Genomic DNA, 14,233 nt, shown 5'->3' on the forward strand with positions numbered 1-14,233 from the left:
ATCCGGGATAGACTGCGACCGCACGCTGGCCGGTCCCGGATTTCGCTTGCGCTTGATCCGGGCTACAGGCCTCGTCGTTTGGCGCAGAGAGAAATCCCCCATGCAGTTCTTCTCCTTCTGGCGATCGCTGGCGAGCTTTCGGGTGCGGATCGCGCTCAACCTCAAGGGCGTGCCGGCCGACGTCGTATTCGTCGATCTCGATGCCGACGCGCATCGCGCCGATGCGTATCGCAAGATCAATCCGCAGATGGCGCTGCCGGCGCTGGTGACCGACGATGGCACCGTGCTGTTCCAGTCGCTCGCGATCGTCGACTATCTCGACGAGACCTATCCCGACCCGCCGCTGCTGCCATCCGACGCGCTCGGCCGCGCCCGGGTGCGCGGGCTGGCGCTGATGGTCGCCTGCGAGGGCCATCCGCTGCTGACGCCGCGGGTGCGGCGCTATCTCGACCGCGAGCTCGATCTGCGCGACAGCCAGCAGAGCGCCTGGCGGCGGCACTGGACGGTCGAGACGCTGGCCGCGCTCGAGGGTCACCTCGCCGGCCACAAGGCGACCGGCCAGTTCTGCCACGGCGATACGCCGACCCTCGCCGACATCTGCCTGGTCGGCCACGTCACGGCGGCGATCAACCAGCAGATCAGCCTGTCGCCCTGGCCGACCGTGAAGCGCATCCACGAAACCGCGATGGCGCTGCCGGCGTTCGCCAAGGCGCATCCCGCCGCGCAACCGGATACGCCGGAGGCGATGCGGGCGAAGTAGGCGGCATTCTCTCCACGTCGTTACGAGCGAAGCGCTCCCGTTGCGCAGTCTCTCCACGCGTCGTCCCGGCGAAAGCCGGGACCCATAACCACAGGGTTCGGTTGTGAACGGGATCGCGGTCCCTGCGTCGCGCAACAACCAACATTCGGGGTAATGGGTCCCGGCCTCCGCCGGGACGACGGGGATGGATGGTTCTCGATTCAAGGCGTCCTGGACCGCCCGGTCGAGCCGGGCGATGACAGCTTTGGTGGGGACGCAGCTTCGCGTTCTCGCGACATGGATCGTGCGAGCTTTGCTTACCCGCCGCTACCACTCTCCACACGCCCGGCAATGCGATCCCGGACCGTCCGCGCGATCGCCGCCGGCGCTTCGTCGGGGATCGAAAAGCATGAGCTCGCGTTGATCTCACACAGCACGTAGGTGTCGGCACCATCAGCGTCGCGGGGACCGTAGAGGAAGTCCGCATCCCAGATCACCGGCAGCGATGCTTCGTCGATCGCCAGCGTCTTCATCAGCTGCGGAATCCATTCGTCCTCCATCGAACGACGCAGCGCCTGGAATTGCCCGGCGTCTGGGCCATGCATGATGCGCGGTCCGGGTTGGGCCTGCGGTGAATCCGGGCCCTCCGGGGGCGGCGGGATCAAGGCCTTGATCAGCTGATGCCCGAACCCCGCGACCGTCGAGCCGCTGACATAGCAACGGATCATGCCCTCGGGCAGGCGTGGCTGGAATGGCTGATCGATGATGCAGCCGCCCCAGCCGAAATACGGCTCGCAGCGCGCCATGAAATCTTCCAGCGGCATCTCCTCGGGTTGGCTGCCGCGCAGCGCATGCAGCACACGCACCGCCGCATCCGGTAGGGCTTCCACCTTCCAGACGCCCTGGCCGCCATTGCCGCGATTCTGCTTGAGGACGCGCGGACCGGCCGCGCGAAGCCGCGGCGGGAATTCGGCACGGAATGCCTCGGCCGTGGCGTATCGATGCGTGTCGGCGCCCCAGCCCAGATGACGCGTGCGGTGGAGCACCTCCTTGACGCCCATCTTGAGGATGACATCGGGATGTGCGCTGACCCACGGACGCTTCACCGCGACCTCGCGCAGCAGCGGATCGAGCGCCGCCCGCGTCTTGCCCTGGTGGATCGGATCGACCCAGACCAGAACGCCGTCCATGGTCAACAACTGGTCGCGGACGAGATCGGCGAATGTCTCGTCATAGACGACGGGCACGGCCTCGATGCCGGCGGCATCGAGCGCTTCGAAGACGCGAACGAAACGGCTGTTCTGCGGCGTCGCCTCGCGGCGCGACGCGGCATCTCCACGCCACAGGATGGCGATCTTGGAACGGCGAATAGTCTGCGGTTGGATGTCCATAGCAAGCTCCACGACAGGTTGTCGCGCAGAGCTTGGACCGACGGTCTCACGGGGAGTCTGCCTGTCCCCGTGAAAGCAACTCTAGCCGGCCTGGTGCAGGTTTCAAGATGGAAGCGAGTCGACCGCGGATCACGCCATGATCCCGTGCAGCCCCAGCCAGCCGGTGTAGAGGCCGACCAGCACGATCAGTGCGGCCGACACGTAAGGCGCGCGCTGTGCGAAACGGCTGAAGCCGCCCCAGTGACGCTCGACATGGCGGAGGCTGAGCGCGGCCGCAACGCCGGCGGAGACCATGGTAATGGCAAGCCCGATGCCGAAGCAAAGCACCAGCACGAAGCCGAGGCTGAACTGCTTGAGCTGAAGGCAAAGCAGCAGCACGGTGATCGCTGCCGGGCACGGAATGAGCCCGCCGGTCAGGCCGAACAGGATGATCTGCCAGGTCGTGACGGTACGCCCGGCGAAGCGCTTGCGGATGTCGGCGGCGTGCGCGCGCGCGTGCGCGTCGTCCGCCTCGCCGAGATCCATATGCGCATGGTCGTGCTCCTCGAACAGGACCTCCGCAACGTCTGCCCGCACCGACAGCCGCGCCTTGAAGGCATGCGGCTCGGGAATTTCATCGATGCTTTCTAGATAGCCGCCCTGCTCGGTGAAGCGAAAACGCTGCTCGCTGCCGTCAGGGCGGATCGTCACGACATCAACCTCGCCGGCCGCCGGCAGCGCCCCGGCCTCGCTCCGCAACCGCCAGCGCGGCGGCACGCCGTCCTCGAAGACTTCGAGCGACAGCGGCTGCCCGGCGAGGGTCAATTGGCGCGCCTCGTCGTGGTGATGATGGTGATCATGGTCGTGATCATGGTGATGATCGTGTTCGGAGGTCTGCTCGCGCCAGGTGCGCCAGGCCATCCAGGCCGCGATCGCGACGATGATCACTGCCGAGGCCAGCTGCAAATAGGCTTCGCTGCGTTCGCCGGACCATTGCTGGCCGAAATGCAGGCCCGCCAGCGCCACGATCCAGACGATCGCGGTGTGCGAGATCGTCGCCGACAGGCCGAGCAGCACCGCCTGCACCACCGTGCCGCGGATCGCGACGATGAAGGCCGCCATCATCGTCTTGGAGTGGCCGGGCTCGAGACCGTGCAGTGCGCCGAGCAGGATCGCACTGGGGATGAACAGCCATGCATGCGCGCTGCTCTGCTGCAGCAACTGGGACAGATCGGTCATAGGCTTCGCTTCAGGACGGCGCTACTTCAAATAGGTACGAACGACATCGATCAGATCGGCGGCGCCCTGGGCCTTTTCGGGATCCTTTTCCCGGGAGGGATCCACGACGTGATGGCGGATGTGATCCTCGAGCAATTCGGCGGTGAGGCCGTTGATGGCGCCGCGAACCGAGGCCACCAGCATCAACACGTCGGCACAGCCGATCTCGGATTCCAGGGCCCGCTCGACGGCCTCCAGCTGACCCTTGATGCGGCGAACCCGGCCGACGAGCTTGGACTTGTGCTTGATGGTGTGCGACATAGCCTATAATATAGGGGGGTACCCTATTTTGGTCAACCGGTTCGAGAGGCGGCTGGCTCTCGATGGCGGCGTTCCACGCGCTTTACATTGCGTGGCGGACGGCATTGAATTCGGTCAAACCAACAAGGCCAACGAGGCAAGCAAAGAGGCGTCGCGTGAAAGTCCGCGTCCTGTTGGTGGCTCTCCCGATCCTGCTGTCGAACGCGCTGCCGGCCGTCTCCAAGAGCAGCATCGGGCATAATGACGGCCCTTGGAATTCCGATCACATCGACGGTCTGCCGCCCGAAGTCCGGCAATACATCGCGGGGATTTGCAAAGGGCCCGCCAGCGCCCAACACGACTTCGCGACCTATTCGCCGCGTGAAAAGCGCTGGCGAATAAACCTCGAATATCTCCGGTGCAACGGCATCGGTGCGTTCCGCCGGGGCAACCAGTGCCTGGACGTGGACTTCGTCGAGCAAGGTTCGCGATTTCACCTCGGCGCACAACAATACAGAGATTGCGGCTTCTAGATCGCAACGATCCCGATCGGATGTCATCTTGCGCCACGGTCGAGACATTGTTCCAAACCGCGCAGGTGAATTGTTCGTGACAGTGGCGTGGGGTTTCGACCGTGACCGCGGCGCACTCCGGTTGACATCGATCGGCACAAGGTCTTAATTCCAACGCACGGGGATGTGCGATCTCCCCGCGAGGCGACATGCCCAAGAATCGCGTCCTGTTCACCAAGGACGCACCATGTCGGCATACACCTCGATCTCATCCGAAAAACTGTCTCGTCTCATTGGTACCGCCAAGGCGCCGACGCTTGTCGACGTTCGCCTCGACGAGGATTTCACCGCCGATCCGTGCTTCATCCCGGGCGCGGTCAGGCATTCGCATCTCGACGTCCTGGACTGGGCTTCCGGCCTGACCGGCCAGTCCGTGGTCGTGGTCTGCCAGAAGGGCCAGAAGCTCGCCGAAGGCACCGCCGCATGGCTCCGCTGCAGCAACATTGCAGCCGAAGTTCTCGAGGGCGGACATCTCGGCTGGAGCCAAGCTGAGCTACCGACCGTGCCCGCCGACCGGATTCCGAAACGCGACGGCCGCGGCCGCACCGTCTGGGTCACGCGATCGCGGCCGAAGATCGACCGCATCGCCTGTCCGTGGCTGATCCGCCGCTTCGTCGATCCCGCGGCCGTGTTCCTGTTCGTGACCTCGGCGGAAGTCGAGGCCGTCGCCGAACGGTTCGGCGCCACGCCGTTCGATATCGAGAACGTGTTCTGGAGCCATCGCGGCGAGCTCTGCACGTTCGATGTGATGATTCGGGAATTCGGCCTCTCGACGCCGGCCCTGGAGCGGCTCGCGGCCATGGTGCGGGCGGCGGATACCGCGCGGCTCGATCTGTCGCCCGAGGCGCCTGGACTGCTCGCGGCCTCGCTCGGCCTGTCGCGCATGTTCGACGACGACCTCGAACAACTGAGCGCCGGCCTCTTGCTCTACGACGCCTTCTATCGCTGGTGCCGCGACGCGACCAAGGAGACGCACAACTGGCCGACCAGCAAGGTGAAGCCGTAACCGGCTTTGCTGCCAATGAGAGGCGCGCGGAAATCGCGCCTCTGGACCAACCTGGGGCGGGGCCACACAACCAGGAGAACAACGATGCAGAGGCTCCTTCACATGATGCTCGTCGTCGCGATCACGAGTACCGCGACGCCCGCACGCGCCCTGACGCAGGACGAGCTGGTCGCGAAACTTCAAGCCGCCGGCTACGCGAACGTGAGCGACGTCAAATCGACGGCCGAAGGTACGACGGCGAAGGCGATGAAGAACGGCAAGCCCGTGCGACTCGTGATCGACAGCCGCGGCCAGGTCAAGGAGCAGGACTGAGGTCCGGCACCGCCGTCAATAGAGAGCGATGGAGTCACAATAATGATGAGAATAACTCTGGCCCTGTGCATGGCCGCCCTGTGGCCGGCTACGGTGCTCGCAGCACCGGCTGCGCTCAGCAATGACCGGGAAGCCGCCGTGACGGTGCTGGCAGCGATCGTTCATCCGCCGGCAACCGAAACGTTGCGCGGCATCGTCGATAGCGTCGATGAGGGTAACGATACGCTGCTGATACGGCTGTCCGCAGACAGGACCGAACCATTCAAGGTTCAGGACGGCCTGATCTTCAATGCCGTCCGCTTCGGCGACCCCGTCGAAATCTCGGTGCAGACCATCTCGGGATTCCCGACCATCGTCGGACTAACCAAGGAATAGAGCCACGATCTGACCCATCAAATCCAGATTCGGGGCAGCAATCCAATACATGTGGAGAGTCCGATGACCATCAACACCGAACGACGAAACTTCATCGCGACGGTCGGTGCGGCCGCAGCATCAACAGCCGTGCTCACCACCAATCAAGTCCTTGCCGAAGCCAACCCACAGACAGGAGCCAAGGCGATGCCCTATAAGGCCAAGCCGATGCCGTTCGACCCGAAGTCGATCACCGGCATCTCGGAAAAAATCCTTATCAGCCATTACGAGAACAACTACGTCGGCGCGGTGAAGCGGCTGAACGCCATCGGCACACAGCTTGCCGAGCTCGACTTCGCCAAGGCGCCGAACTTTGTGATCAACGGCCTGAAGCGCGAAGAGTTGATCGCATCGAACTCGATGATCCTGCATGAGATCTATTTCGATGGACTGGGCGGGGCGGGCAAGCCGGGCGGCGCGCTGGCTGAGGCGATCGTGCGCGACTTCGGGAGCATGGAGCGCTGGCACGCGGAATTTGCGGCGATGGGCAAGGCGGAGGGTGGCGGATCGGGCTGGGTGATCCTCGCCTACTCGCCCCGCGACAAGCGACTCGTCAACCAATGGGCTGCCGATCACACGACGACCCTCGCCGGAGGTCGCCCGGTCCTGGTGCTCGACATGTATGAACACGCCTATCACATGGACTTCGGCGCGGCCGCGGCGCGCTATGTCGACATCTACATGGAAGCCATCCGCTGGGACAACGCGGTCCGGCTGTATGAGCAGTACTCGAAGGAGACGTGAGGAGAGTTCTGTGAGCAACCGAATGAGTGAGGCGATCTTCCAGAAACCATCCCTGATCCACCGCGACGAACAAAGTTCTCTGCAAGGAGCCTTCCCGTGATCACGCCGACAGATTCGCAGCGCAGCCGCTTGGCAGAACTGGCACGCTATTTCCTGCGCCTCGGCTTTCTCGGCTTCGGCGGCCCGGTCGCGCTGGTCGGGCAGATGGAGCGGGAACTGGTCGACGGCAAGAAATGGCTGACCAAGGCTGAGATGAAGGAATCGATTGCCATCTGCCAATCGCTTCCTGGGCCGCTGGCGATCCAGGTCGGCATTTACGTGGCGTGGCTTCGCGGCGGCTTCTGGGGCGCCTGGGTCGGCGGATGGTGCTTCATCCTGCCCAACTTCGTCATCGTGGCTTCGCTCGGCGCCCTCTACGTCTATCTCGGCGATCTCCAGCCGGTGACCGCGATCTTCTACGGTGTCAGTCCCGCAGTGATCGCGCTCATCCTTCACTCCTGTTACCGGCTTGCCAAGCTCGGCATGGAAGACTGGCTGCAATGGGCGATCGCGGCGGTTTGCCTCGCCGTCACGGTCATCCTCCAGGCCGAGGTCGCGCTGCTGTTCATCGGAGCGGGCATCGTGGGCATCCTCTATTACGGCAAGCCGTTCAAACGTTCGCCTGCGATCCTGCCGGGAATTGCCATCGTGCCGGTCGCCGCAGGTCCGATCGCGCCGGTCGCAAGCGGGTCCACGCTCTCCAAGCTTCTGCTGTTTTTTCTCAAGGCCGGCTCGCTGACCTTCGGCAGCGGCCTCGTGATCGTACCGTTCCTCGAGCAGGGACTCGTGCAGCAATACAACTGGCTCGATGAGCGACAATTCCTCATCGCGGTCGCGATCGGCATGATCAGTCCGGGACCGGTGGTGATCACCGCAACCTTCGTCGGCTACCTCGTGGCGGGATTTTGGGGCTCCGTGGTATCCACGATCGGCATCTTCCTGCCGTCGTTCCTGCTGGTGCTGATCGTTGCCCCCCTGCTTGCACGGCATCGCGGAAACGCCAACGTCCAGGGCTTCGTGAAGGGGGCCTATGCAGCCGCGATCGGAACCATCCTCGGCGCTTGCATACTGCTCGGCAAGATCGCCATCGGCGACTGGCTCACCGCGCTGATCGGAATCGCGTCACTGGCGGTGCTGTTCCGCTGGAAGGTAAGCAATCCGCTGCTGATCGCGGCCACCGCGGTGGTCGGCCTGATCGCGTACCCATGGCTGCAGCCGGCCTGGGTAATGGTGAAATGACAGTTTCGGCGAGGGACGGCAGGGGCACACTGCAACCGACGTGACAAGCATTGAGAGTGCGGGCCGGGCCGCATCAGTTGAAACACCGCTGCGTTATCGGCGTTGAGAACGTGCCCGCGGCTCGCTAGATCAGGGCCAGCCCCACCCGCCGCTGCGGCCCGTTGGTCCGCACGCCATCGAAGAGTTCATCTCATGCGACCCCACATCATCTGCCACATAGGCACGTCGATCGACGGCCGGCTTCATCCCAGCCGCTTCACCAAGGCAGCTAGCGGCATTCCCGCCGAGGTGCTGCGCAGCCACTACGAACGGATCCATGACGGCTTCAATGCCGATGGATGGATCATCGGCCGCGTCACCATGAACGAGATGGCCAAGGGAACGGAGCGGCACTTCGCCAATGCGCCCAGGCTGCCGCGCGAGGCGCATCTCTCCAACCGCGACGGCCGCAAGCTCGCCATCGGCATCGATCCGTCGGGCCGCGTGCATTTCGGCAAGGACAATGTCGGCGGCGATCACACCGTTGCGGTGCTCGGCGAACAGGTCTCCGACAGCCATCTCGCCGAGCTGCGCGAGGACGGCGCGTCCTACATCTTTGCCGGCCCCAGGGGTGACGATCTGCCGGGCGCGATGACGCAGCTGGCATCGCTGTTCGGCGCCAGGACGCTGCTGCTCGAAGGCGGCGGCGGGATCAACGGCGCATTCCTCAAGCACGGGCTGATCGACGAGTTCAGCACCTTGATCTTTCCGGCGGTCGACGGCGTTGCTGGATCGCAAAGCATCGTCGATTACCACGGACCCGACGGCGACCGTCCCGGCGCCGGACAATCGCTGCGGCTGACGCATTGCGAGACGCTGGAAGGCGGCATGGTCTGGCTGCGCCACGCGGTCGAGCGTGCGCCGGGCTGAACGCCTGACGGTCGAGCTCTCGACAAGGTCGGCGATCCGGCTCAATCTGCGCCTGCGGACATGACGAACGCGGGGGCGGCATGGAGCATTGGCTTCGCATCAGCGCAAACGTCGCCTCGATCCTGACGTCGATCATCGCGGCCGGCGCCTCCATCGTGTTTTGGGCGAACAAGCGTTCGAGACGCACGCGGCTCGAGAATTACCTGAAGGCGAAGAAGCAGAAGTCGCCCGACGAGCTGTTCAGTGCGACGCGCCTGATGGCCGATCTCGGCATGACGGAGGCGGAGATTTTCGCGGCCAGTTTTTCCAGTCGCCACATTGCGCGGGACGTTCGCAAGGACCTCAGCACCGGCTTTGCGGCGGAAGTGCTGTTCCAGTATCGCGACAATCCGACGGCACGCTGAGCGCGCGGCCCGGCGATCGATCGCCTATTGCCGCGAACTCCCGGGCCAACCGTTGCGACACGCGGCGACGAAGAACGCGACGCCGCGCGGCTCGATGCTGGCATGACGGGACGGTAATTTGTTCGAGCCGGTGTCAGAACTTGTAACTCAACGCGGCGCGGGCAACGCTGAACCTGTTCTCGCGGCTGGCGTTGTAGCGAATCTGACTCTGCAGCGGATCGGTGCCCTGGAACGTCGCTGTGGCGCCGCTTGCGCCGAGATCGACGTAGAGGTATTCGCCGCGCAGCGTCCAGTTGTTGGTGAAGGCATATTCGGCGCCACCGCCGGCGGTCCAACCGACGCGGACCTCGGAATTGTCGCCAAGCCAAAGCCGCGACAGGCCCGTGGAAAACGCCGACGAATTGGCGATGCTGGTCTTCACCTCACCGTAGGCGAGACCGCCCGTCCCGTAGATCAGCAGGCGCTCGGTCGGCACAAAGCCGATGCGGCCCCGCACGGTGCCAAACCAATCGACCTTGCTGGTACTTTGAAAATTGTAGTTTCCGGTCACGGTGGCAAATCGACCGCCCCCGCCTCGGCCGCCAAAACCACCAAAACCACGGGCATCGAGAACGGCGGTGGCGCTTCCGCCCCTGGACGATTTCAGATCGACACCGTTGAAATCGGTTTCCACGCCCAGGACAACCCGATCGATCCGATAGTTGAATCCGAGTAGTCCACCAGCAGTGACGCCCGCTTGGTTGTTGTCCGAAACGGGGATACGAACGACGTTGTCGAGGCCGACGATCGAAATGACATTGCTGCTGGTCGTGACATTCCCACCATCATACCAGCCGCCGCCCACATTCACGCCGGCGTAGAAGCCAGACCAGTTGAACACGGGAGCCACCAATGGCGGAGCCTTGGTCCAGCTGCGCTCTCCCAGGTCAGCGGCAGACGCCGCGCTTGCAAACCCCACGAATAAAGCCAGGCCAACCCCAGCGATTGCAAAACCACGCATTCCCATTCCCTTGCACTCGGCAAAGCCGATTAACTTAAGGTTGTGCATCGAGGAAGAGGAGCGGCAGCATGCCGCACTCGCACTCTGGCATTTGTTGCAATGTGTTGTGAATTTACAACGACCCGAGTTCGCTGAGCGAACTTTGCTTGAGTAACCGGATCAATCGGTCCCGCGGCACGCGGCAACGAAGAACGCGACGCCGCGCGCGACGTGCTCATCGATCTCGGGGTCGAGCGCTTTCAGGTCCACCTCGAACAGGGCGCGGAGCAGCATCGGCACCGCGATGATGTCGAGAAACAGCCGCGCCGTGGTCGGCAGCTGCTCCGGCGCGAAGGCCGGCAGCTTGCCGAGTTCGTCGGATTGCGTCAGCTCGCGCAGCAGGTGAATCCCGAGCTCGGTGCTGAGCGCACGCGCCCGGCGGTTGACGGTGGCGGCGAGATCCGGGAAGCGGTGCGCCTCCGCGATCGCGAGCCGCATGAGGCCGATCCGGTCGGCGTCGAAACCCCAATGCAGCAGGGTCGAGGCGACGCTGGTGAGGCGTTCCTCGATGGTCGCGCCGACTGGCGGGTCGGCCTTGAACTCGGCGATGCGCGACAGGATGTCCCGCGTCACCACCTCGGTGAACAGCGCCCGCTTGTCGCGGAAGCGCGCATAGATCGTACGCTTGCCGGAGCGTGCGACTTCCGCGATCTCGTCGATGCTCGCGCCTTCGAACCCGCGCTGCAGAAACACCTTGCGCGCGGCATCGAGGATGCGCGCATCGACCTCACCGGCCAATTCCTTCGGCGGCCGGCCGGCGCGCACCTCGACGGGGCTGGCCACAGGCCGGGTCGCCAGTTTGGTCTTGGGCGCCCGTGGCGTCTTCAGGGTGCTGGTGGTCATCGCCTTGGCCCGGGTTCCATCAACCGGTCTAGCCGGCAACACCACGCAATATAGCCCTATCACATCTAGTTGTAAATAGAACGGTACAGTTCCGTTCCTATTGACGCGCCGCACAGCCGGGACTATTTGCCGCACAGAACGGAACGGTTCCGTTCCCTTTTTGCGAAGGCCTTGCAGACCTCGCCGGACAGCTGGAGCAGCCAACATGTTCGAAGACACTGTTTTGGAGCGCGACCAACCGGGGCATAACGGCAGCGAGGGCGCGCCCTCAACTCCCGCCCCTCATGAGCCCAACATCGCGTCGGAGCGGCCGGAGATCACCGCGAAGGCACCCGCCGAGGGGCGCCCCGCCGCCAGGGAGCCCGCGCCGCCTGCGACAATCCCACCGGAGATCACCGGCAAGGCGCCGCGCAGCTTCCTGCGCCGTCGGCCCGTGGTCTCCGCTGTCGGCGCCGTGCTGCTCGCCGCCACGCTCGGCGGCGGCTACCTCTACATGGACTACACCGGGCATTTCGAATCCACCGACGACGCCTTCATCGCGGCACGGCAGTCCGCGCTCGCCCCGAAGGTCTCCGGCTACATCACCGCGGTCCCCGTCACCGACAACCAGCACGTCAAGGCCGGCGACGTGATCGCCCGGCTCGACGACCGCGACTATCGCGCCGCCCTCGCACAGTCCGAGGCACAGGTCGCCGCTGCCCAGGCCAGCATCGAGAATGTCGACGCGCAGCTCGACGTGCAGCAGGCGCAGATCGCGGCCAGCCAGGCCCAGGTCGACCAGGCGCAGGCGGCACTGACCTTCGCCCAGCAGCAGGCGACGCGCTACCAGCATCTCGAGCAGACCGGCTACGGCACGGTGCAGAACTCCGAGCAATACACCTCGCAACTGCATCAGCAGCAGGCATCGCTGTTGAGCTCGCAGGCGCAGCTGAATCTGGCGCAGCGCCAGGTGGAATCGCTGAAGGCACAGCGCAAGAGCGCGGTCGCCAATTTGGCGCAGGCCGACGCGCAGCGCGACCAGGCGAAGCTCAACCTGTCCTATACGACGGTCACCGCCGCGCAGCCCGGCCGCGTCGTCAACCTCTCGGCCGCGGTCGGCCAGTTCGCGCAGGCCGGCACCAACCTCACGATGTTCGTGCCCGACCAGACCTGGGTCACCGCGAACTTCAAGGAGATCCAACTCGACAAGATGCGCCCCGGCGAGAAGGTGACGATGCGGATCGACGCCTATCCCGGCCGCACCATCCAGGGCCATGTCGAGAGCGTGCAGCCGGGCTCCGGCACCGCGTTCTCGCTGCTGCCGGCGCAGAACGCCACCGGCAACTACGTCAAGATCGTGCAGCGCGTGCCGGTCAAGATCGTGATGGACAACCCGCCGACCGACGTCGCGCTTGGACCGGGCATGTCGGTGGTGCCCACCGTGCGGATCAATCCCGCGCCGGCGCTGCTCGAGCGTCTCGGCAAGCTCTGATCGCAGGAGGCTGTCATGAGTGCAGCAGCAATCGATGCCAAGAGCCTCCCTGTCCCGAGCGTCACCGTCAATCCATGGCTGATCGCCATCGTGGTCGCGCTCGCGAGCTTCATGGAGGTGCTCGACACCACCATCGCCAACGTGGCGCTCCCCTATATCGCCGGCGGCATGGGCGTCAGCGAGGATGAAGCCTCCTGGGTGGTGACGAGCTACCTGGTCTCCAACGCCATCATCCTCACCGCCTCCAGCTTCCTCGCCAAGATGCTCGGGCGGAAGACCTTCTTCCTGATCTGCCTCGGCATCTTCACGGTGAGCTCGATCCTGTGCGGCTTCGCGCCGAACCTCAACGCGCTGCTGCTGTTCCGCATCCTGCAAGGTCTCGGCGGCGGCGGCATGGTGCCGGTGGCGCAGTCGATCCTTGCCGACGCCTTCCCGCCCGCCAAGCGCGGCCAGGCGTTTGCGGTGTTCGGCATCGCCGTCGTGGTGGCGCCGGTGGTCGGCCCGACGCTCGGTGGCTGGCTCTCCGACAATCTGTCCTGGCACTGGTGCTTCCTGATCAACGCTCCGGTCGGCCTGTTCGCGATCGCCCTGATCGGGGCGGTCTTGCAGGAGCCCGCCAAGTCGAAGGACCAGAAACAGGACAATTCATTCGATTTCATCGGCTTCGCGCTGGTGGCGACCTTCCTTGGCGCGCTCGAGGTGACGCTCGACCGCGGCCTGGAGGACGACTGGTTCGGATCGTCCTTCATCATCACGTCGGCCGCGATCTGCGCGATCGCGTTCGTGCTGATGATCCCGTGGGAGATGACCCGTCGCAATCCGATGATCGACTTGCGGATGGTCGCGACCCGGCAGTTCGGCGCGAGCTTCCTGGTGATGCTGGCGACCGGAGCGATCCTGCTCGCGACCACCCAGTTCCTGCCGCAACTGGTGCAGCAGGATTTCGGCTACACCGCCACCTGGGCCGGCCTCGTGTTGTCGCCCGGCGGCGTGGTCACCATGGCGATGATGTTCGTGGTCGGCCGGCTCGCCGCCAAGGTGCAGCCGAAATATCTGATCATCGTCGGCGCGCTGGTCATCGCGGCCTCGATGTACAGCATGACCAATGTCTATGGCGATCTCGGCTTCTGGTACATGGCGCGCTCGCGCATGCTGATCGGCGTCGGCCTGCCGCTGATCTTCATCCCGATCATGGCGGCGTCGTATGACGGCATCCCGGCCGGCAAGACCGACCAGGCCTCGGCGCTGATCAATGCGGCGCGCAACACCGGCGGCTCGATCGGCGTCTCGCTGGTCTCCAACGTGCTGACGCATCGCGAGCAGTTCCACCAGAGCCGGCTGGTCGAGCAGCTGACGCCGTCGAGCCCGCAATACCAGGACACGCTGCACCGGATGACCGACTTCTTCGTCGCCCAAGGCAATTCGCTGCTGCAAGCGCAGCAGCAGGCGGTGCAGTGGATCGGCCAGCAGGTGCAGACCCAGGCCTCGTTCCTATCCTACATGGATGCGTTCTGGGTCCTGATGCTGATCGCGCTGTCGGCGATCCCGCTGGCGCTGACCTTGCGCAACATCAAGCTCGGCGGCCCCGCCCCGGCCGGCCACTGAGCCGGTGCG

At 64.7% G+C, this 14,233-nt stretch carries 16 protein-coding genes; 11 read left to right on the forward strand and 5 right to left on the reverse strand.

The annotated features are described in order from the left end of the window. Positions 1-100 precede the first annotated feature (100 nt). The gene (maiA, locus tag CK489_RS04385) at positions 101-760 is read left to right on the forward strand and encodes a maleylacetoacetate isomerase (protein ID WP_095731419.1); all 660 of its coding nucleotides are present in this window, start codon (positions 101-103) and stop codon (positions 758-760) included. Positions 761-1,056: 296 nt separating this feature from the next. Here maiA and CK489_RS04390 read toward each other — a convergent pair whose 3' ends face one another. From CK489_RS04390 to CK489_RS04400, 3 genes are all read right to left on the reverse strand, one after another. Then, positions 1,057-2,130, reverse strand: a complete 1,074-nt coding sequence (locus tag CK489_RS04390; protein ID WP_095731420.1) for a Cj0069 family protein — start codon at positions 2,128-2,130, stop codon at positions 1,057-1,059. A 129-nt stretch (positions 2,131-2,259) separates the two neighbouring features. Beyond that, positions 2,260-3,348 carry a nickel/cobalt efflux transporter gene (locus tag CK489_RS04395; protein WP_050628257.1) on the reverse strand — a complete coding sequence of 363 codons (1,089 nt, stop codon included), beginning with the start codon at positions 3,346-3,348 and terminating at the stop codon, positions 2,260-2,262. Positions 3,349-3,369: 21 nt separating this feature from the next. After that, complete coding sequence (locus CK489_RS04400) at positions 3,370-3,648, reverse strand: metal/formaldehyde-sensitive transcriptional repressor (protein ID WP_050422196.1); 279 nt, start codon at positions 3,646-3,648, stop codon at positions 3,370-3,372. Positions 3,649-3,803: 155 nt separating this feature from the next. Here CK489_RS04400 and CK489_RS04405 point away from each other — a divergent pair, with 155 nt between their 5' ends. From CK489_RS04405 to CK489_RS04440, 8 genes are all read left to right on the forward strand, one after another. Next, positions 3,804-4,160 (forward strand): hypothetical protein, encoded by a 357-nt coding sequence (locus CK489_RS04405; protein ID WP_095731421.1) that lies wholly within the window; start codon positions 3,804-3,806, stop codon positions 4,158-4,160. A gap of 226 nt (positions 4,161-4,386) precedes the next feature. Continuing rightward, positions 4,387-5,205, forward strand: a complete 819-nt coding sequence (locus CK489_RS04410; RefSeq protein WP_095731422.1) for a chromate resistance protein ChrB domain-containing protein — start codon at positions 4,387-4,389, stop codon at positions 5,203-5,205. 84 nt (positions 5,206-5,289) lie between these two features. After that, entirely contained in the window at positions 5,290-5,517 is a 228-nt protein-coding gene (locus tag CK489_RS04415) for a hypothetical protein (RefSeq protein ID WP_502694102.1), read from the forward strand. Between the two features lie 42 nt (positions 5,518-5,559). Then, complete coding sequence (locus tag CK489_RS04420; protein WP_245350254.1) at positions 5,560-5,892, forward strand: hypothetical protein; 333 nt, start codon at positions 5,560-5,562, stop codon at positions 5,890-5,892. Between the two features lie 186 nt (positions 5,893-6,078). After that, positions 6,079-6,675 carry a superoxide dismutase gene (locus CK489_RS04425; protein WP_095731904.1) on the forward strand — a complete coding sequence of 199 codons (597 nt, stop codon included), beginning with the start codon at positions 6,079-6,081 and terminating at the stop codon, positions 6,673-6,675. Between the two features lie 96 nt (positions 6,676-6,771). Beyond that, on the forward strand, positions 6,772-7,953 hold the full coding sequence (chrA, locus tag CK489_RS04430) for a chromate efflux transporter (protein WP_158226407.1): 1,182 nt from the start codon (positions 6,772-6,774) through the stop codon (positions 7,951-7,953). A gap of 192 nt (positions 7,954-8,145) precedes the next feature. Next, positions 8,146-8,862: a dihydrofolate reductase family protein gene (locus CK489_RS04435; RefSeq protein ID WP_095731425.1), complete on the forward strand. Its 717-nt coding sequence runs from the start codon at positions 8,146-8,148 to the stop codon at positions 8,860-8,862. A gap of 80 nt (positions 8,863-8,942) precedes the next feature. Then, the gene (locus CK489_RS04440; RefSeq protein ID WP_050628250.1) at positions 8,943-9,266 is read left to right on the forward strand and encodes a hypothetical protein; all 324 of its coding nucleotides are present in this window, start codon (positions 8,943-8,945) and stop codon (positions 9,264-9,266) included. 133 nt (positions 9,267-9,399) lie between these two features. Here the strand turns inward: CK489_RS04440 and CK489_RS04445 are convergent, their stop codons facing one another. Then, positions 9,400-10,266, reverse strand: coding sequence for an outer membrane protein (locus CK489_RS04445; protein WP_095731426.1), 867 nt, complete (start codon positions 10,264-10,266; stop codon positions 9,400-9,402). 159 nt (positions 10,267-10,425) lie between these two features. Continuing rightward, on the reverse strand, positions 10,426-11,148 hold the full coding sequence (locus CK489_RS04450; protein ID WP_158226408.1) for a TetR/AcrR family transcriptional regulator: 723 nt from the start codon (positions 11,146-11,148) through the stop codon (positions 10,426-10,428). A gap of 223 nt (positions 11,149-11,371) precedes the next feature. Between CK489_RS04450 and CK489_RS04455 the strand changes: the two genes are divergently transcribed. Together CK489_RS04455 and CK489_RS04460 are read left to right on the forward strand one after the other, a co-directional pair. Next, positions 11,372-12,619 (forward strand): HlyD family secretion protein, encoded by a 1,248-nt coding sequence (locus CK489_RS04455; RefSeq protein ID WP_095731428.1) that lies wholly within the window; start codon positions 11,372-11,374, stop codon positions 12,617-12,619. Positions 12,620-12,634: 15 nt separating this feature from the next. Continuing rightward, a complete protein-coding gene (locus CK489_RS04460) occupies positions 12,635-14,224 on the forward strand; it encodes a DHA2 family efflux MFS transporter permease subunit (protein ID WP_095731429.1) in 1,590 nt (529 codons plus the stop codon). The last annotated feature ends 9 nt before the right edge of the window (positions 14,225-14,233 follow it).

It is taken from the genome of Bradyrhizobium sp. UFLA03-84, assembly GCF_002289535.1.
Classification (GTDB): domain Bacteria; phylum Pseudomonadota; class Alphaproteobacteria; order Rhizobiales; family Xanthobacteraceae; genus Bradyrhizobium; species Bradyrhizobium viridifuturi.